This window comes from Pantoea sp. ICBG 985, assembly GCF_002928365.1.
Taxonomy (GTDB): domain Bacteria; phylum Pseudomonadota; class Gammaproteobacteria; order Enterobacterales; family Enterobacteriaceae; genus Pantoea; species Pantoea dispersa.
In genome coordinates this window covers 73978-93275 of sequence record NZ_POWM01000005.1, presented here as the reverse complement: position 1 = coordinate 93275, position 19298 = coordinate 73978, and the positions used below count along the sequence as shown (strand labels likewise).

The following is a 19298-nucleotide window of genomic DNA, read 5'->3' as shown; positions in this document are numbered from 1 at the left end:
CGACACTGGGGCCTGACCTATAAAGGAGGCGACAATGGCACAACGGGTGGTAATGGTAGTGGATATGCAAAATGGCGTGCTGGCAACGCCGCGTTACGACCGCGCCGGACGCTGCGCGCGCATTAATCAGCTGATGGCCGCCGCCGATCAGATCATTTTTATTCAGCATAGCGGGCCGGATTTAGCCGTCGACTCCGCAGACTGGCAAATAGTCGCCGAACTGGAACAACCCGCCGACGCGCTTTACATCACCAAAACCGCCTGCGACAGCTTCTGGCAAACCGGGCTCGCGGCGCAGCTTGAACAGCATCAGATTGAAAGCTTTGTCATTTGCGGCTGCGCCACCGATTATTGCGTCGATACCACCATCAAAGTCGGGGCCAGCCTTGGCTATCACATCACCGTGGCGGCCGACGCGCACACTACCGCCGATCGCACTTATGTGTCAGCGCAGCAGCTTATTAATCAGCACAACGAGGTGTGGGCGGATTTGATCATGCCGGGCAATCCGGTACGGGTTAAAACCACGGAAGAATTACTGCGGGAGTGGCGCGCGCATTAACGTCGTTGTATGAACGTGCGGAGAGAAAAGTTTTGTTGGACAAGAGCTTTTGAAATGGAGCCCTCGCAGAAGCGAGGGCTGAATAACGCGGTAATCGGTACGCCAATCAGAACGGGATATCGTCGTCGAAATCCATTGGTGGTTCGTTGTTCGCCGGTGCGCTCTGCTGCTGTGGACGCTGCTGCGCGCCGCCGCTGAACTGGTTGCCCCCACCCTGCGGCTGCTGCGGCTGGCCCCAGCCGTTATTGTTGCCGCCGCCCTGGCCGCCCATCGGTGCGCCACCGCCGTTGCCGCCCTGCTGACGACCACCCAGCATCTGCATGGTGCCGCCCACGTTCACCACCACTTCGGTGGTGTATTTGTCCTGACCGCTCTGGTCCTGCCATTTACGGGTGCGCAGCTGGCCTTCAATGTAGACCTGCGAACCTTTACGCAGATATTCGCTGGCGACTTCAGCCAGCTTGCCGAACAGCACGACGCGGTGCCACTCGGTGATCTCTTTATTTTCACCGGTTTGCTTGTCGCGCCAGCTCTCTGACGTGGCCAGCGTAATGTTGGCTACCGCGCCACCATTCGGCATGTAGCGCACTTCCGGATCCTGACCCAGATTCCCGACAAGAATCACTTTGTTTACGCCACGACTGGCCATGTTGCTGTCTCCCGATGAGTTGATGCTAAAAGTCTAAGCGAAAAATTGTATCACGTCACAATGACGCTTCCCACTTTCGAGCGGGATTCCAGTTTTTCGACCGTGACAGGATAGCAAAAACACTGGATATTTATTCAGTTTATTTTTTGTGCCATAATGATGCGTTTCTGCTGGTCGTGCTGGCAAGGCATGGCGAGCGTTGCCTAATCCGGGAAAGGTGAATGGATAAGATTGAAGTCCGCGGTGCTCGCACCCATAATTTGAAGAATATCAACCTGATCATCCCACGCGACAAGCTCATTGTAGTGACCGGTCTGTCGGGTTCCGGTAAGTCTTCGCTGGCGTTTGATACGCTGTATGCCGAAGGCCAGCGCCGCTATGTTGAATCGCTTTCTGCTTATGCGCGCCAGTTTCTTTCCTTAATGGAGAAACCGGACGTAGACCACATCGAGGGGCTGTCGCCTGCCATTTCCATTGAGCAGAAATCGACGTCGCACAACCCGCGCTCGACCGTTGGCACTATCACTGAAATTCATGACTACCTGCGTCTGCTGTTTGCCCGCGTGGGCGAGCCGCGCTGTCCGGATCATAACGTCACGCTGGCGGCACAAACCGTCAGCCAGATGGTCGATCAGGTCCTGGCGCAGGAAGAGGGTCGGCGCCTGATGCTGCTGGCGCCGGTGGTAAAAGATCGCAAAGGCGAGCACACCAAAACGCTGGAAAATCTGGCGGCGCAGGGCTACATCCGCGCACGTATCGATGGCGAAGTGTGCGATCTTTCGGATCCACCTAAGCTGGAGCTGCAGAAGAAACACACCATTGAGGTGGTGATCGATCGTTTCCGCGTGCGTGACGATCTGTCGACGCGTCTGGCCGAATCCTTTGAAACGACGCTGGAACTGAGTGGCGGCACGGCGATCGTCGCGGATATGGACGATCCCGATACCGAAGAGATGCTGTTCTCGGCTAACTTTGCCTGCCCGGTGTGCGGTTATAGCATGCGTGAGCTGGAGCCGCGCCTGTTCTCGTTCAATAACCCGGCCGGTGCCTGCCCGACCTGTGACGGCCTCGGCGTTCAGCAATATTTCGATCCCGATCGCGTGGTTCAAAATCCGGAGCTGTCGCTGGCCGGTGGCGCCATTCGCGGCTGGGATCGCCGTAACTTCTACTATTTCCAGATGCTGCGCTCGCTGGCGGAACATCTGGATTTCGATGTCGAAGCGCCGTTCAATAGCCTGAGCGACAAAGCGCGCGAAGTGATTCTGTACGGCTCCGGCAAAGAGAACATTGAGTTCAAATATATCAACGATCGCGGCGATACCTCGGTGCGTCGTCATCCGTTTGAAGGCGTGCTGCATAACATGGAGCGCCGCTACAAAGAGACGGAATCCAACGCGGTGCGCGAAGAGCTGGCGAAGTTTATCAGCAACCGCGCCTGCGCCAGCTGCGAAGGGACGCGCCTGCGTCGTGAAGCGCGCCATGTGTTCGTGGAAGATACCAACCTGCCGACCATCTCGGATATGAGCATCGGCCACGCCATGGACTTCTTCCGCAATCTGAAGCTGAGCGGCCAGCGCGCCAAAATCGCCGAGAAAGTGCTGAAGGAAATTGGCGACCGTCTGAGCTTCCTGGTCAACGTCGGCCTGAATTATCTGTCGATGTCGCGTTCAGCGGAAACGCTGTCCGGCGGTGAAGCACAGCGTATTCGTCTGGCGAGCCAGATTGGTGCCGGTCTGGTTGGCGTCATGTACGTACTGGATGAACCGTCCATCGGTCTGCATCAGCGCGACAACGAGCGCCTGCTGTCGACGCTGATTCACCTGCGCGATCTCGGTAATACCGTGATCGTGGTTGAGCATGATGAAGACGCGATTCGCGCCGCTGACCATATTATCGATATCGGTCCGGGCGCTGGCGTGCACGGCGGCCAGGTGGTAGCCGAGGGCGATGTGCATGCCATCATGGCGCACGAAGATTCTCTCACCGGTCAGTTCCTCAGCGGCAAGCGTGAAATCGCGGTGCCGGCAGAGCGGGTGAAAGGCGATCCGTCCAAAGTACTGAAACTGAGCGGCGCGCGTGGTAATAACCTGAAGGATGTCACGCTGACGGTTCCGGTTGGGCTGTTTACCTGTATCACCGGCGTGTCCGGTTCCGGCAAATCAACTCTGATTAACGATACGCTGTTCCCGATTGCGCAGCGCCAGCTGAATGGTGCTACCAGCGGTGAAGCTGCACCGTATCGCGAGATCGCCGGGCTGGAGCATTTCGATAAAGTGATCGACATCGATCAGAGCCCGATCGGCCGGACGCCGCGCTCAAACCCGGCCACCTACACCGGGATTTTTACCCCGGTGCGTGAACTGTTTGCCGGCGTGCCGGAAGCGCGTTCGCGCGGCTACAATCCGGGCCGCTTCAGCTTTAACGTGCGCGGCGGCCGCTGTGAAGCCTGTCAGGGCGACGGCGTGATTAAGGTCGAAATGCACTTCCTGCCTGACATTTATGTACCGTGCGATCAGTGCAAAGGCAAACGCTATAACCGCGAAACGCTGGAGATTAAATACAAAGGCAAGAGCATTCACGAAGTGCTGGAGATGACCATCGAAGAGGCGCGTGAGTTCTTTGATGCGGTACCTGCACTGGCGCGTAAGCTGCAGACGCTGATTGATGTCGGTCTGTCGTACATTCGTCTTGGCCAGTCGGCAACCACGCTGTCCGGCGGTGAAGCGCAGCGCGTTAAGCTGGCGCGTGAGCTGTCGAAGCGCGGCACCGGTCAGACGCTGTACATTCTAGATGAACCGACCACCGGCCTGCATTTTGCCGACATCCAGCAGCTGCTGGAAGTGCTGCATCAACTGCGCGATCAGGGCAATACCATCGTGGTCATTGAGCACAACCTCGACGTGATCAAAACCGCTGACTGGATTGTCGATCTCGGTCCGGAAGGCGGCAGCGGCGGTGGTGAAATCCTGGTGGCTGGTACGCCGGAAACCGTTGCACAGTGCGAAAAATCGCATACTGCACGCTTCCTCAAGCCGATGCTGAAAAAGTAGGTTTAACGCGCCGCACCCGCTGTTGCGGCGCGTTTTTTCTGATCTCGCCACGGCTTACCGCTCCGGTTACTCGCCAGCCGGTGCCATTGTCTGAATGCCTTAGCAAATGCAGAAACAGGCAAGAAACAGACAACTTCAGGCATATACGCATCGCGTCCCGCTGACTATTCTTACTGCGTTCCTTTTGGCGCCGCTGAAGCGCCTCTGTCCTTCAGTGTCCTCACTGAACGGACCCCTCGCAAATACTCACGACACATCTGACTGGAGACACCATGAATATTACGCATGCCTATGCCGCACAGGACGCGAAAGCCAAACTCGCCCCGTTCGATTATAAGCCGCGCGAACTGCGCGCTCATGATGTGCAGATTGAAGTGTTGTACTGTGGCGTCTGCCACTCGGACCTGCACCAGGCGCGCAACGAATGGCGCAACACCGTATTCCCGGTGGTGCCAGGCCATGAAATCGTGGGTCGCGTCACCGCCGTTGGCGCGCACACGCACAAATATAAAGTGGGCGATTTAGTCGGCGTCGGCTGTATGGTCGACTCCTGCCGCAGCTGCCCAAGCTGTCAGGAAGGACTCGAGCAGTACTGTGAAAACGGCTTTGTTGGCACTTACAACGGCCAGGATCGTGAAACCGGCGCCATCACCTACGGCGGCTACTCCACCAGCATGGTGGTTGATGAAAGCTTTGTGCTGCGCGTACCGGAAAACCTCGATCTGGCGGGCGTTGCGCCGCTGCTGTGCGCCGGTATCACCACCTATTCCCCGCTGCGTCACTGGAATGTCGGTCCCGGCAAAAAAGTCGGTATCGTTGGTCTGGGCGGCCTCGGCCATATGGGCGTGAAGATCGCGCATGCGATGGGCGCGCACGTGGTGCTGTTCACTACCTCACCGTCAAAAATTGAAGATGGCAAACGCCTCGGCGCTGACGAAGTGGTGATTTCGAAAGAGGCTGACCAGATGGCGCAGCACGCCAACAGCTTCGACTTCATCTTAAATACCGTCGCCGCGCAGCACGATCTCAACCCGTTTATCGCCCTGCTGAAGCGCGACGGCAACATGACGCTGGTCGGCGCGCCGGAGCACGATCACCCGGCACCGCAGGTGTTTAACCTGATCCTCAAGCGTCGCAGCATTGCCGGTTCACTGATTGGCGGTATCGCCGAAACCCAGGAGATGCTGGATTTCTGCGGCAAGCACGGTATCACTTCGGATATCGAGCTGATCGCCATGAACCAAATCAACGACGCCTACGAGCGCATGCTGAAAAGCGACGTGAAGTATCGCTTCGTGATTGATATCAACACTCTGCGTGAAGAGTCTGCGGCTTAATCAGCGCATCTCATCATCATGGCTGACGCCCGCCGCGCGCGTGGCGTCAGCCTGTTGCCATGACGCATCAACCAGATAGTAAATCTGCGAATCCTTCAGCGATCCATCCAGCCACAGCGTGCTCCAGTGCGACTTATTGAGATGTTCACTGGGAAACACATCGTGGTGTTCATCGCGCAACAACTCCGCCAGCGCGGGCGAGGTTTTCAGCGACAACGCCGGCCGCCCTTCAACGTCATGCACCATGGCAAACAGCACGCCATCGCTTTTCACCTGGGTTGCGTCCCACTCATCTTTATAACTTTGTGAAGCGCCCGGTTTGCTCATGCAGTAGGTCAGTAAATCCGACGTGTTCATGTTTTATTCCCCTTGTAAGGTGGAGACGATGCGCCGCGCGCCGCCGTGTACCCGATGTTCGCCCAGCCAGATCCCCTGCCAGGTGCCGAGCAGCAGTTTGCCGCGGCTGACCGGGATCAGCAGCGATACGCCAAGCAGTGACGATTTGATGTGCGCCGGCATATCGTCAGCGCCTTCATAGTCGTGCTGGTAGGGCGCATCCTCTGGAACGCACCGCAGAAAGTGCTGCTCCATGTCGCTGCGTACCGTAGGATCGCAATTTTCATTAAGCGTCAGCGACGCTGAGGTGTGCTGCAACAGCAGATGCAGCTGGCCGATGCGCAGGTCCGTTAAGCCATTAAGCTGGCCGACAATCTCGTCGGTGATCAGATGAAAGCCGCGCGCCTTCGCGCTCAGCGTGAGAGTTTGTTGCTGCCACATGCCACATTCCTGGGTTAAACCGTTTACTTAAGTGTGCAGCATGTCGGCGAAAGGTAAACCCTTCAGCGGGAAAAAGCGGCAGAGCGCTTGCTCTGCCGCCGGCGCATCAGTCGCTCAGCTTGTCAGCCAGCGCTTTTACCGTGGTGATATCGTCCTGCGTTACCGCCGCCAGACGCGTGCCGTACTCGCTATCGGCCTTATAAAAGAACGAGAGCATCGCCAGCCGGCTTTGCGCGTCGGCGCTTTTCAGCGCGCCACCGAGAGAGGTGATCAGATCGCCCCGCTCTTTCGCGTTAAAGGAACGATACAGCTCCCCTGCCTGGCGGAAATTCTGCGGTTTGGCGATCATCGCCTGCTGCGTACTGCCGCTAAGCGGCGTATGGCTGTAACGCGCGCTTTGCAGCTCTTCACGCGGATAGATGCGGCTTGGCTGGTAATTAACACCCTTGTCATCGGCGTTACCGCTGTCCATCAGGCCATCCTGATTGCCGTTGCTGACCGGTACGCGCGGCGCGTTGACCGGCAGGCTAAGGCCATTCGCGCCCACGCGGTACAGCTGGGTATCAGCATAGGAGAACAGGCGGCCCTGCAGCAGGCGATCTTCAGACGGCTCAATGCCCGGCACCAGATTGGACGGCGCCATCGCCACCTGCTCGGTTTGCTGGAAGAAGTTGTCGACGTTGCGATTCAGCACCATCTGCCCGACTTTCACCTCGGGCACGTTCGGCCAGATTTTGGTGGAGTCGAGCGGATTGAAATCGAACTTATCCACTTCGCTGGCTTTAATGGTCTGAATGTAAAGATCCCACTTCGGAAACGCTTTGCGGTTAATCGCCGCCACCAGATCTTCTGTCATGTGGCTGTAGCTGCGCCCCTGGATCGCTGCCGATTCAGCCGGATCGAGGTTGCGTTCGCCCTGTAACGTTTTCCAGTGAAACTTCACGTAGTGCACTTCGCCTTTGCTGTTCACAAATTTGTAGGCGTGCACGCTGTTACCGTCCATTTCCCGATAGGTTGCCGGCGTGCCCATGTTGGAGAACAGCATGGTGAGCGCGTGCGTGGCTTCCGGTACGTGGGAGAAGAAATCGAAGGTGCGCGCATCGTTATCGAGGTTAGTGCGCGGATCCGGTTTAAACGCGTGCACCATATCAGGGAACTTGATCGCATCGCGGATGAAGAACACCGGCAGGTTGTTGCCCACCAGATCCCAGTTGCCCTGGCTGGTATAGAATTTGGTGGCAAAACCACGCGGGTCGCGCAGCGTTTCCGGCGAATGCTTGCTGTGCACCACGCTGGAGAAGCGCACAAAGACCGGCGTCACCGTTCCCGGTTTAAACACCTCAGCGATAGTCAGATCGCTGATATCTTTGCTGGCGCGAAATTCACCGTGCGCGCCGGTGCCACGTGCGTGCACCACACGTTCCGGAATACGTTCACGATCAAAGCGTTGCAGCTTTTGAATCAGCTGCACGTCCTGTAACAGCACCGGGCCATTGGCGCCGGCAGTTTGTGAATTCTGGTTATCGCCGACCGGCGCGCCGTTATCACGCGTCAGCTCAACGGCCGCAGCAGGCAGTGCGAGCGCCAGCGTCATGGCAATGCAGAGGGGTTTCAGTGCGGAAGGGAAATAGCTCATGGGCGGTTCCTTATTGTGATTGGCGAGCGCTCTGGCAGTGCGCCAAAGCGCGCCGGCAAAAAATAGCGCCCTCACTAACAGGAACACACAAGACCCGTCCCGATTACCCGGGGTTAAGGTGTTATAGCCATGCGGAATGCGGCCGCCAGCCAACATGGTTGGCAAAGAGAAGCGTGGAAAAGCGGGGTGCGGCGAAGGTACAGCGGGAACAGACAATGCGTGGATGACTGAAACGGGTGCCTGCCAGCCGCGCGGCTGACAGGCATCGCGTCAATTACATTACGGCAGCAAACGCCTCAGCTACCTGATTGACGTTGCGGCTGTTGAGACCGGCGACACACATGCGGCCGCTGGCGATCAGGTACACACCGAACTCTTCGCGCAGGCGGTCCACCTGCTGTGCGCTCAGGCCGGTATAGCTGAACATGCCGCGCTGCTTCAGCAGATAATCAAAGTTTTTGCCGGGCAGTTTACTGTTCAGCACATTGACCAGCACCTGGCGCATTTCGATGATGCGCAGGCGCATCGCTTCCACTTCCGCCAGCCAGTTGTTCAGCAGCGCTTCGTCGTTCAGCACGCAGGAAACCACCTGAGCACCGAAGTTCGGCGGGCTGGAGTAGTTGCGACGCACGGTCGCTTTCAGCTGACCCAGCACGCGTGCCGACTCTTCTGCGCTGTCGCAGACAATTGACAGGCCGCCAACGCGCTCACCGTACAGCGAGAAGATTTTCGAGAAGGAGTTGCTCACCAGCGCCGGCAGGCCCGCCGCGGCAATCACGCGAATCGCGTAAGCGTCCTCTTCCATGCCGGCACCAAAGCCCTGGTAGGCGATATCGAGGAACGGAATCAGCTCCTGCGCTTTCAGGACCTCAACGGTTTGATCCCACTGCGCGTTGGTCAGATCCGCACCGGTCGGGTTGTGGCAGCACGGATGCAGCAACACGATGGATTGCTTCGGCAGCGTTTTCAGTTTGGTGATGAAGGCATCGAACTTCACGCCGTTGGTGGCGTCGTCGTACCATGGGTAGGTGTTAACGTTAAAACCGGCACCGTTAAAGATCGCCACATGGTTTTCCCATGTCGGATCGCTGACCCATACGCTGGCGTCCGGGAAGTAACGCTTCAGGAAATCTGCGCCCACTTTCAGCGCGCCGGATCCGCCCAGCGTCTGGATGGAAGCAATGCGCCCCGCCTGCAGCATCGGGTGCTCTTTACCAAACAACAGCGGCGCAATGGCGTTACGATACGGACCCAGCCCTTCCATTGGCAGATAGAGCGAAGCCTGATGTGGCTGCGCCTGCAAACGCTCTTCCGCGGCGGCCACCGCCTGCAGCTGAGGAATGATGCCGGCTTCGTTGTAATAGAGGCCGATGCTCAGATTCACCTTGTGGTCACGCGGGTCCTGTTTGAAGGTTTCCATCAGCGACAGAATCGGATCGCCAGCATAGGCATCAACGTTTTGAAACACGGTGCAGATCTCCATGATTATTCATAAATGTGTGGGTCGACGTCATCAAACAAAATAGCGGCCGGGACGGTGATTCATGGCGATGATGAGATTGAGCATCACCGCGCCGGCGATGGAGGCCAGCAGCATCGGCAGCGATACCACAAAAAGCGAGGCCAGTACCACACAGGTATCCAGCGCCATTTGCAGTTTGCCGGCGCGCAGACCAGAGCGATCCTGCAGCCAGAGCGCCAGAATATTGATACCACCGAGGCTGGCTTTGTGACGAAACAACACTATAAACCCAATCCCCATCACCACGTTACCGAACAATGTCGCATAAAACGGATTTAGCGCAGAAAAATGGATAAACAGCGGGTGCAAATGGGTGAACAGCGATACCAGCCCCACCGCACAGAAGGTTTTCAGGGTAAATTCCCAGCCCATGCGACGAATGGCCAGCCAGTAAAACGGCAGGTTAATCAGAAAGAAGGCGCTGCCGAACGAGAGCGGCGACAGGTAGCTGATGAGAAAAGCCACGCCCGCCGTACCGCCGGTCAGCGCGCCCGCCTGTTTCAGCAAAATGACGCCAAACGACACCATCAGCGTGCCAAGCACGATAGCCAGCGCATCTTCTGTACGGGTGTGGGGAATGCGGGAAGATTGTACAGCGTTATCCATGGCGCGATCTCTTTGCAAATGATGGCGTTCATTTGCAAAAAACGCACCACATCGGCGGCTTCCTGTCGCCGCCGATGGGTGCCAGCGATTATCCAATTGATAACTAAGGCGCTTTATTGCAGGTTTATGTGCATCAATCTGCCGTAAAATAATCGATTCATGCACAAATTCGGTTTCTGGTGCGCGCTTTGCGCGAAAAACGGCACAAATCTGCACCACACTGGCACATCATGCACTCTTTTGGCGCACTTTGTGCTCGGGGATCATCATCAAGCCGTTCTCTTTTAAACGGTTGAGTACCACCGAGGTTTTCACATGCGCCACGCTTTGATGGCCAGCGACGAGCTGACTGATCAGCGCGCTCAGCGCCGCTAAATCGGCCACCGCGACTTTTAACAGATAGTCGGCGTCACCAGTGGTTTTGAACGCGTCGACAATCGCCGCTTCCTGCTCCACCATGCGGTGAAAACTCTCTTCGTAATCGGGCGTGTGATTTTTCAGTCGCACCTCGATCAAGCCGACCATGCCCAGCCCTACCGCGTCCGGCGAGAGCCGCGCGTGATAGCCAAGAATAAGATTTGCCTGTTCGAGATTAATGCGCCGGCGTGAACATTGCGACGCCGAAAGTCCGACTAAATCACTGAGTTCCTGGTTGGTAAGGCGGCCGTTAGATTGTAGTAGTGTCAGTATCTTAAGGTCGTAATCGTCTACCTGAGTCATTCTGTGTCCACAGCGTTATAGGATTCGCTTTGCTACAGATAACCTGATAATTGACGAGGTTGTCCAACACTATTTTCTGATGACGTGAAATGCATGCACAAATCGTGCATGCAACTGCGGAAGCGCGATTATTCGTCGTCGTATTGCGGTCCGGCGTAGTTATCAAAGCGTGACCACTGGCCGTTGAACGTTAGACGTACTGTGCCGATCGGACCGTTACGCTGTTTACCGATGATGATCTCGGCGATGCCTTTCAGATCGCTGTTTTCGTGATATACCTCGTCACGATAGATGAACATGATCAGGTCCGCATCCTGCTCGATCGAGCCCGATTCACGCAGATCCGAGTTAACCGGACGCTTATCGGCGCGCTGCTCCAGCGAGCGGTTAAGCTGCGACAGCGCCACCACCGGTACATTAAGCTCTTTCGCCAGCGCTTTAAGCGAGCGTGAGATCTCGGCGATCTCCAGCGTACGGTTGTCGGAGAGCGCCGGTACGCGCATCAGCTGCAGGTAGTCGATCATGATCATGCTCAGGCCGCCGTTTTCACGGAACACGCGGCGCGCGCGTGAACGCACTTCGGTTGGCGTCAGGCCGGACGAGTCATCGATGAACATGTTCTTCTTTTCTAACAGAATGCCCATGGTGGCCGAGATGCGCGCCCAGTCTTCATCCTCCAGCTGACCGGTACGGATACGCGTCTGATCAACGCGCGACAGCGAGGCCAGCATACGCATCATCAGCTGTTCGCTGGGCATCTCGAGACTGAAAATCAGCACCGGTTTGTCTGTCAGCATGGCGGCGTTTTCGCACAGGTTCATGGCGAAAGTGGTTTTACCCATCGACGGACGCGCCGCGACAATGATCAGATCTGAACCCTGCAGACCGGCGGTTTTCTTGTTGAGATCCTGATAGCCGGTATCGACGCCGGTCACGCCATCGTGCGGCGTTGACACCAGCGCTTCAATGCGCGATACCGTCGCTTCGAGGATTTGCTCGATATTTTGCGGGCCTTCATCCTTATTGGCGCGCTGTTCGGCAATTTTAAAAACGTTGGATTCAGCAAAATCCAGCAGCTCTTCGCTGCTGCGGCCCTGCGGATCGTAACCGGCATCAGCGATCTGGTTAGCCACCGAAATCATCTCACGCACCACCGCACGTTCACGCACGATGTCGGCATAAGCACCGAGGTTTGCCGCACTTGGGGTATTTTTTGCCAGCTCGGCCAGATAGGCAAAGCCGCCCGCCATTTCCAGCTCACCGCGCGTTTCCAGCGACTCTGACAGGGTTATCAGATCAATGGGCTGACCGGCTTCCAGCAGGCGCTGCATTTCAGAGAAAATCATGCGGTGCGAGCGGTTGAAGAAATCTTCCGCGACCACGCGCTCGGAGACGTTATCCCAGCGTTCGTTATCCAGCATCAACCCACCGAGCACCGACTGCTCCGCTTCGAGAGAGTGCGGCGGCATTTTCACGCCTTCGAGCTGCCGATCGCGGGGTTCGTTCGATTTGTTGGTGGGTTTATTTCCTGCCATAGTGAATGCATTACCGATCGTGAAAGGGACGCGCAAGTATACCGTCCCAGGATGAACAATCACAGGAGTCAGAATGGCAAAGCGAATTCAGTTCAACCAGCACGGCGGCCCGGAAGTATTGCAATGGGTCGATTTCACACTAGCCGATCCCGCCGACCATGAAGTTCAGGTGGAGAACAAGGCGATTGGTATTAACTACATCGATACCTACGTGCGCAGCGGATTGTATCCGGTCTCCTCGCTGCCGTCCGGCCTGGGCACTGAAGCGGCAGGCATCGTGAAAAAAGTGGGCAGCGCGGTTTCGCGTTTCAAGCCGGGCGATCGCGTGGTGTACTGCCAGGCCGCGCTGGGCGCCTACAGCGAGCTGCACAATGTGGCGGAAGATCGGCTGGTGATTCTGCCGGACAGCATCAGCTTTGAGCAGGCTGCGGCCTCCTTCCTCAAGGGCCTGACGGTGCAGTATCTGCTGCGTCAGACGTACAAAGTAAAAGCCGATGAAATTTTCCTGTTTCATGCCGCCGCGGGCGGCGTGGGCCTGATTGCCTGCCAGTGGGCGAAAGCGCTGGGCGCGCATTTGATTGGCACCGTCGGTTCTGCGGAGAAAGCGCAGATCGCCAAAGATGCCGGTGCCTGGGCCACCATCAATTATCGCGAAGAGGATATCGCCCAGCGCGTCAGCGAACTGACCAACGGTGAAAAAGTGGCGGTAGTGTACGACTCAGTGGGCAAAGATACCTGGGAACCCTCCCTCGACAGCCTGCGCCGCCACGGCCTGATGGTGAGCTTTGGTAATGCCTCCGGCCCGGTGACCGGCGTTGACCTCGGCATTCTCAACAAGAAAGGCTCGCTGTTTGTCACCCGCCCATCCCTGTTTGGCTATATCACCAACCGTGAAGAGCTCGATCGCGCCAGCGGCGAACTGTTTTCGCTTATCGCCAGCCGCGCTATTCAGCTTAACGTGCCGGAGCAGCAGAAATTTGCCCTGAGCGATGCAGTGCGTGCGCATCAGGTGCTGGAGAGTCGTGCCACTCAGGGTTCCAGCCTGTTGATTCCCTGATAGCAGAAATGATGAAGGGCTTCCCGAAGGAAGCCCTTTTCTTTCTTTTTTATAGTTCGCGCTGGTGTAGGGACAGCGGCGATGAATTCGTCTGAATTTCTTTACCTATCCTGACAGAAAACATAAGTAAAAAATATGTTTAATTGCGAATTCGTACTAAGCAATCACCAACTCTGTGATCGTAACCGCATTTAGCGCCAGCTTCTCTTCTCTAAGTCGCTGATTTTCCTTTTCAGCCGGTTAAGTTTCACTTCTCCCTGCGGCGTGGTAAATGCGCGATACAGCCACACGGCGACCACCGCCAGCACCAGCCACGGCAACAATTTTATAACAAGCGCAAACAGCCCACCGAGAAACATCACCACGGTGGCCACCAGCAGCGCGGCGATCACGCCCAGCAGCGATACGCCTGTCAGCAGCAGCATCATAAAAAAGCCGATAACGAATAATATTTCCACGAGCGCTCTCCTGTATCAGTAATGCAGAAGGTATTACAAGATACGTGCCAGGTCGTAACGAGCGCTAAGCCATTGAATTATCGCTTAGATGCAGGACAGAGGGGACGTTGATTTGGTGAAATTGACTAACTGCTGGTGAATTAAAAACCGCACGATGAAACCGTGCGGTTTAAACCGTCCTGCCAGCCTGACCAGGCCGGCTCGCGGCATCAGGCTTCCTGCACAATGCGGTCTGCCACCAGCGCCAGCGCCGCTTCCAGCACGCGGACGTCGGCGCCCGGTTTGTGGGCATTTTCGCTCAGGTGACGGCGCCACTGGCGCGCGCCGGGGATGCCCTGGAACAGGCCCAGCATGTGGCGCGTAATGTGTCCCAGATAGGTGCCCTGGGCCAGTTCGGCTTCGATGTAAGGGTACATGGAACGCACCACGGCGACCGGATCGGCCACCGGTGTCTCGCGGCCAAACAGCTGGCGATCAACCTGCGCCAGAATGCCGGGATTTTGATAGGCCTCGCGCCCCATCATCACGCCGTCCAGGTGCTGCAGATGCGCTTTGGCCTCATCGAGCGTCTTAACGCCGCCGTTAATTGCTATGGTCAGCGCCGGGAAATCCCGCTTCAGCTGGTAAACACGCGGATAGTCGAGCGGTGGAATTTCACGGTTCTCTTTCGGGCTGAGACCCGACAGCCACGCTTTACGCGCATGAATAATGAACGTATCACAACCGCCCTGCTGCGCCACGGTGCCGACAAAATCGCACAGGAAGGCGTAGCTGTCCTGGTCGTCAATACCGATGCGGGTTTTCACCGTGACCGGAATGCTGACCACATCGCGCATCGCTTTGATACAGTCCGCGACCAGCGCCGGCTCACCCATCAGGCACGCGCCAAAACGGCCGTTCTGTACCCGATCGGACGGACAACCGACGTTCAGGTTGATCTCATCGTATCCGCGCGCTTCTGCCAGCTTTGCACAGGTTGCCAGCGCGGCCGGATCGCTACCGCCCAGCTGCAGCGCCAGCGGATGCTCCGCCTCGCTATAGGCCAGATAGTCGCCTTTGCCGTGGATGATGGCGCCGGTGGTCACCATTTCGGTGTACAGCAGCGTGTCGCCGCTCAGCTGACGGTGAAAATAGCGACAGTGACGGTCGGTCCAGTCCAGCATGGGTGCGATGGAGAAACGTTGCGAAGAGAATGTATCGGTCATGAAACGCAGTAAATCCGCAGTTAAGTGATGAGAAACTGCGCAATGATATCACAGCTGTGACGGGCGACACAGCCGCCCGTCATCGTGTGGTCAGAAGTTAAACCCGAGCTGCACCATGGCGCCCCAGGTATTGTCTTTGCCGACCGAACCGGCCAGGTCCAGATGCACCGCGTTGTTGAACGGCGACACGCCGAGACCGGCCGTAAACACATCGGTGTCATTCGACTTCATATCCGCGCGATAGCCGGCACGCAGCGCCAGCCAGTCCAGCACGCGATATTCACCACCCACGCCAGCGTACTGACTGCTCTCCTGCGATTTAAAACGTTTGGTTTCCGTCAGATCGACATCGCCAGTCAGGGTAAAGGGTCCGCGATTCCACGCCAGTCCGGTAGTTACCAGCGGGCGAATCTGATACGTATCGCGATAGCCGTTAACCTCTTTGGTGTCGATATCGCGCGATACCAGGTTCTGCCCGGTCACGCCGAAGGTCCAGTTCTCCGCGAAGTCGGTAGCGATACCGGCATCGACGTTGAAACCGGTATCGGTGCTGCGATAGCGGCTGTCGTTAATATCATTCTTGTCGTAGTTATAAACGCTGGCGGTGTAGTTATACAGCCAGGTTTTCTGCAGCTTTGGCGTGACGCCAACGGAGACCGGGTGACCGGCGATGGTGAACTCGTGCGCCATTGCGACGCCGTAATCGGTGATCAGGGCAGCCAGGCCGTTGGCACTGGAGCGCAGATTATTTTGGTCGCCCGGCAAGGGAATGCGGCCATTTGCGACCTGATCCAGATAATCGATATCGCTCTGTACCACGTTAGCGCGGATGTGCGCCGTGCCGTAGGCTTTGGTGATGAAGGCGAAAGGAAGGGTCTCGTTGGGAATGCTGACGGCTAACGCCACGCCTGCGGTGCCATTTGCTTTATCACCGCGCAGATCGCGCAGCTGATTAGCCATATCACCTGCCGCCGCTCTGACCTGAGGCGCGCCATTGATGATCTCCGGCAGCGTGATGTTGTTGATCACGTCACGATAGCGGTCCACCGTATCAGTAATTTCGTCTACGCGATCCACTAATTTGTCTTTGTCAGTAATCTGCACACCGGCTGAAGGAAAAATGATGCTGACGTTATCTTCAGGCTGCGCTTTGGTCATCAATGCCGGGTTAGCCAGCACTGCCGAGCTCCAGGTTGAGGAAGCGACACCGGTTCCCCCCATGGCATCGTTACGCGCATCGTACCAGGTGCCAGCAGCAAATGCTGATGTGGTAACAAATACCGCATTAAAACCAACAACATAAGCAATTTTCTTGCGTCTGAATAATGTCTTCACCATGAGTCTGCCATCACCTTTTAATTGTCGTGGACTGTCTCTACGACGGAATAGTTTATTAGCCCTATTCTGAACGCTGGCTAACGCTTTATTGCTGTGAATTGAAAGGAATTAGCATTGCTATTCGCAGAATTGGTCACGCCCGCACCATTCTGCTGTTGTTTTATGCAGAAATATGAACGTCAGCTAAATTGATGCCAGAAATTACTTAAAACCTTTTGAACCATAGCCACTAAGTCAGTGAGTTGCAAAGCAAAAAGATGGGTTAACCTGTGAGAAAAAACTCAGGAAGGAAAAGCATGGCTTAACAGAAGGAAGTACCAGGACGCAACGCGGCAGATAAGTGGCTGAAAGCCAGACATTTCCTGGATGATATAAGGTAAAAAAGCAATGGCAGCAGCGTAAAAGTTTGTGTGATAAAATAACATCACCCATCACCTGGAGAATGCTTATGCCAAACCTCACGCCCGAACAACTGCTCACGCAGGCTGAATCTTTGTGCCTTGACCGTGGCGTGCGCCTCACTACGCAGCGCGCAGAAGTGCTGCGCCTGATGGCGGAGCAGAACGGTTCCATTAGCGCTTACGATTTGCTGGACCAGCTGCGCATCAGTGAACCCCAGGCGAAACCACCGACTATTTATCGCGCGCTGGATTTCCTGCTGGAGCAGGGATTTATTCATCGGGTGGAGTCAAATAACAGTTATGTGGTGTGCCACCATTTCGACGAGCCGGCGCACACATCGGTGATGCTGGTGTGCGACAACTGTGCCGCCGTCAGTGAGAAGCACGCGCACGGCGTGGAAAAGATCATTGCCGGGTTGGCCGATCAGGCAGGTTTTACCTTACGTCATAGCGTTATTGAGGCGCACGGCCTGTGTGAAAACTGTGCCGAAGTGGCGGCCTGCACGCAGCCGGGTAGCTGTCAGCACGATCATGAAGTGGAAAGTAAGAAGAAGGTGCGTAAAGGGTAACTGGCACCTCCGTGTGCCAGGCCGATCGTAACGATCAGCGGGTAGGAGCATCATCCTTAAAGCGGGAGACTTACCAGCGGTAATCTTTGTTTTGACTTTCCCAGTCTTTCAATTCACGTTCAGCTTCATCTTTGGCGTAACCGTAACGTTCCTGAATTTTACCCACCAGCTGATCGCGTTTCCCTTCGATCACGGTCAAATCGTCATCGGTTAACTTGCCCCATTTCTCTTTAAACTTCCCTTTAAACTGCTTCCAGTTTCCGCTCGCTTCGTCTTTGTTCATAACAATCCTCCACGTCTTCCTGAGTGAGATGGTGTATTTCTCATGTAATGCCGGAAATAACCATATAACGCGCTACTTATCTGCGCCGTTTGAGATAATTATAGTAGCCGCTTCGGATTGTGCACGGAATTACAGATTATTCTGACACCTGCGCTGCGCTTATGGCTGACTGAACCAGCTGTCACGCTGCCAGTGGCGGCGCCACATCCATCCCAGCGTCAGGCCACGCAGCGCCAGAAACACCGTGATCGCCAGCCATAAACCGTGATTCCCTAACCACGGCAGCGTTAGCAAAGTGATACCGAAACCGGCTGCTGCCATTATCATGCTGTTACGCATTTCGCGGCCGCGTGTCGCGCCGATGAACATGCCGTCCAGCAGATAACACCAGACGCCAACCAGCGGTAAAATTACCTGCCACAGCAGAAAGCGATCGGCCATCTCACGCAGCGGCTGCAGCGAGGTAAGCAGTGCAACAATGTGCGCGCCGCTAAGCGCATAAATAAGCGCAAACAGCAGCGCAACGATACCCGCCTGGCGACAGGCGGCATGCCAGATCAGCAGCAGCCGGCTGCGATCTTTTGCCCCTACCGCTTCACCCGAGCAGGCTTCCACCGCGTAAGCAAAGCCGTCCAGCGCATAGGCAGTAAACGTCAGGAACATCAACAGCACCGCATTGACCGCAACCACATCCGGTCCGATGCGTGCACCCATCAGGGTCAGCGAGGCGAAGCAGATCTGCAGCATGAGCGAGCGCAGCATGATGTCGCGATTAAGGCGAAATAACCGCGCCGCGTCACCGCGCCAGCTGTTTTTCAGCAGCTTGAAATCAATGCCGCGCAGTTTCAGCACGCGCGCCACCATCCATAATCCCACAGCCAGCGTCACGTATTCGGCCAGCGCTGTGGCGGCGGCAGCACCGGCAACGCCCCAGTGCAGTTTCAGCACCAGCAGCAGATCGAGCAGGATGTTGACCAGGTTTCCGACAATCAGCAGAACCATCGGCGCACGCGCATACTGCACGCCCAGCAGCCAGCCGAGAATCACCAGGTTAGCCAGCGTAGCTGGTGCGCTCAGCCAGCGGATTTCAATGAAGATCTGCGCCTGCTGCTGGACTTCCGCGCTGCCGCCCATCAGCGTTGCCGCCAGGCTACTGGCAGGAGAACGCAGCAGCGCCAGCAACAACCCGGCGGCGAGGGCGATCAGCAGCGGCTGCATCAGTGCGCGCGCCAGTGCCTGTTTATCGCCGGCCCCGAATGCCTGCGCGGTTAAACCGGTGGTGCTCATACGCAGAAACAGCAGCAGCATAAAGATGAAGCTGGTTGCCGTGGTGCCTACGGCCACGCCACCGAGGTAGATCGGGCTATCAAGATGGCCAATCACGGCGGTATCGACCACGCCGAGCAGCGGCACGGTGATATTGGAGAGGATCATTGGCAACGCCAGTCGCCACAGCGCTTTATCAGAAGAGGAAAATAGCTGCATCAGCCCCATCCCGAGGGTTACGGTAGTCGGCCTGAGCGAGCGCCTTACGGGCCGGGAACAAAAGTATGATTAAAGCAGACTGCGGCCAGCGCGCGTGCGCCGCCGCAG

At 56.6% G+C, this 19298-nt stretch carries 18 protein-coding genes; 5 read left to right on the top strand and 13 right to left on the bottom strand.

Features of this window, described 5'->3' with window-relative positions; translation table 11 throughout:
* The first annotated feature begins 34 nt into the window (after nucleotides 1-34).
* Nucleotides 35-562 carry an isochorismatase family protein gene (locus tag C1Y42_RS15750; protein WP_104093915.1) on the top strand — a complete coding sequence of 176 codons (528 nt, stop codon included), beginning with the start codon at nucleotides 35-37 and terminating at the stop codon, nucleotides 560-562.
* 106 nt (nucleotides 563-668) lie between these two features.
* On the opposite strand, the gene ssb1 is transcribed toward C1Y42_RS15750, so the two are convergent.
* Nucleotides 669-1211 (bottom strand): single-stranded DNA-binding protein SSB1, encoded by a 543-nt coding sequence (gene ssb1, locus C1Y42_RS15745; RefSeq protein ID WP_104093914.1) that lies wholly within the window; start codon nucleotides 1209-1211, stop codon nucleotides 669-671.
* A gap of 221 nt (nucleotides 1212-1432) precedes the next feature.
* Between ssb1 and uvrA the strand changes: the two genes are divergently transcribed.
* A complete protein-coding gene (gene uvrA / locus C1Y42_RS15740; protein WP_104093913.1) occupies nucleotides 1433-4261 on the top strand; it encodes an excinuclease ABC subunit UvrA in 2829 nt (942 codons plus the stop codon).
* A gap of 272 nt (nucleotides 4262-4533) precedes the next feature.
* Nucleotides 4534-5598, top strand: a complete 1065-nt coding sequence (locus C1Y42_RS15735; RefSeq protein WP_058757558.1) for an NAD(P)-dependent alcohol dehydrogenase — start codon at nucleotides 4534-4536, stop codon at nucleotides 5596-5598.
* On the opposite strand, the gene C1Y42_RS15730 is transcribed toward C1Y42_RS15735, so the two are convergent.
* From C1Y42_RS15730 to dnaB, 7 genes are all read right to left on the bottom strand, one after another.
* Nucleotides 5599-5955, bottom strand: coding sequence for an MmcQ/YjbR family DNA-binding protein (locus C1Y42_RS15730; RefSeq protein ID WP_104093912.1), 357 nt, complete (start codon nucleotides 5953-5955; stop codon nucleotides 5599-5601).
* A gap of 3 nt (nucleotides 5956-5958) precedes the next feature.
* The gene (locus tag C1Y42_RS15725) at nucleotides 5959-6375 is read right to left on the bottom strand and encodes a secondary thiamine-phosphate synthase enzyme YjbQ (RefSeq protein ID WP_104093911.1); all 417 of its coding nucleotides are present in this window, start codon (nucleotides 6373-6375) and stop codon (nucleotides 5959-5961) included.
* Between the two features lie 106 nt (nucleotides 6376-6481).
* Nucleotides 6482-7969 (bottom strand): catalase, encoded by a 1488-nt coding sequence (locus C1Y42_RS15720; protein WP_370445712.1) that lies wholly within the window; start codon nucleotides 7967-7969, stop codon nucleotides 6482-6484.
* 316 nt (nucleotides 7970-8285) lie between these two features.
* The gene (locus C1Y42_RS15715) at nucleotides 8286-9479 is read right to left on the bottom strand and encodes an amino acid aminotransferase (RefSeq protein ID WP_104094033.1); all 1194 of its coding nucleotides are present in this window, start codon (nucleotides 9477-9479) and stop codon (nucleotides 8286-8288) included.
* Nucleotides 9480-9524: 45 nt separating this feature from the next.
* Complete coding sequence (locus tag C1Y42_RS15710) at nucleotides 9525-10139, bottom strand: YitT family protein (RefSeq protein ID WP_104093909.1); 615 nt, start codon at nucleotides 10137-10139, stop codon at nucleotides 9525-9527.
* Between the two features lie 228 nt (nucleotides 10140-10367).
* A complete protein-coding gene (locus C1Y42_RS15705) occupies nucleotides 10368-10859 on the bottom strand; it encodes an Lrp/AsnC family transcriptional regulator (RefSeq protein ID WP_058757562.1) in 492 nt (163 codons plus the stop codon).
* Between the two features lie 128 nt (nucleotides 10860-10987).
* Nucleotides 10988-12394 carry a replicative DNA helicase gene (gene dnaB / locus C1Y42_RS15700; RefSeq protein WP_021507851.1) on the bottom strand — a complete coding sequence of 469 codons (1407 nt, stop codon included), beginning with the start codon at nucleotides 12392-12394 and terminating at the stop codon, nucleotides 10988-10990.
* A gap of 73 nt (nucleotides 12395-12467) precedes the next feature.
* Here dnaB and C1Y42_RS15695 point away from each other — a divergent pair, with 73 nt between their 5' ends.
* On the top strand, nucleotides 12468-13451 hold the full coding sequence (locus C1Y42_RS15695; protein ID WP_058774935.1) for a quinone oxidoreductase: 984 nt from the start codon (nucleotides 12468-12470) through the stop codon (nucleotides 13449-13451).
* A 191-nt stretch (nucleotides 13452-13642) separates the two neighbouring features.
* Here C1Y42_RS15695 and pspG read toward each other — a convergent pair whose 3' ends face one another.
* The 3 genes from pspG to traF all read right to left on the bottom strand — a co-directional run bounded on the left by pspG (nucleotide 13643) and on the right by traF (nucleotide 16452).
* Complete coding sequence (gene pspG, locus C1Y42_RS15690; protein WP_058770016.1) at nucleotides 13643-13909, bottom strand: envelope stress response protein PspG; 267 nt, start codon at nucleotides 13907-13909, stop codon at nucleotides 13643-13645.
* A gap of 209 nt (nucleotides 13910-14118) precedes the next feature.
* The gene (gene dusA, locus C1Y42_RS15685) at nucleotides 14119-15114 is read right to left on the bottom strand and encodes a tRNA dihydrouridine(20/20a) synthase DusA (RefSeq protein ID WP_104093908.1); all 996 of its coding nucleotides are present in this window, start codon (nucleotides 15112-15114) and stop codon (nucleotides 14119-14121) included.
* Between the two features lie 90 nt (nucleotides 15115-15204).
* Nucleotides 15205-16452: a conjugal transfer protein TraF gene (gene traF / locus C1Y42_RS15680; RefSeq protein ID WP_088515724.1), complete on the bottom strand. Its 1248-nt coding sequence runs from the start codon at nucleotides 16450-16452 to the stop codon at nucleotides 15205-15207.
* A 448-nt stretch (nucleotides 16453-16900) separates the two neighbouring features.
* Between traF and zur the strand changes: the two genes are divergently transcribed.
* Nucleotides 16901-17422: a zinc uptake transcriptional repressor Zur gene (gene zur / locus C1Y42_RS15675; protein WP_088515725.1), complete on the top strand. Its 522-nt coding sequence runs from the start codon at nucleotides 16901-16903 to the stop codon at nucleotides 17420-17422.
* Nucleotides 17423-17492: 70 nt separating this feature from the next.
* On the opposite strand, the gene C1Y42_RS15670 is transcribed toward zur, so the two are convergent.
* The gene (locus C1Y42_RS15670; protein ID WP_021507857.1) at nucleotides 17493-17705 is read right to left on the bottom strand and encodes a CsbD family protein; all 213 of its coding nucleotides are present in this window, start codon (nucleotides 17703-17705) and stop codon (nucleotides 17493-17495) included.
* Between the two features lie 159 nt (nucleotides 17706-17864).
* A complete protein-coding gene (dinF, locus tag C1Y42_RS15665; protein ID WP_104094032.1) occupies nucleotides 17865-19190 on the bottom strand; it encodes an MATE family efflux transporter DinF in 1326 nt (441 codons plus the stop codon).
* Between the last annotated feature and the right edge of the window lie 108 nt (nucleotides 19191-19298).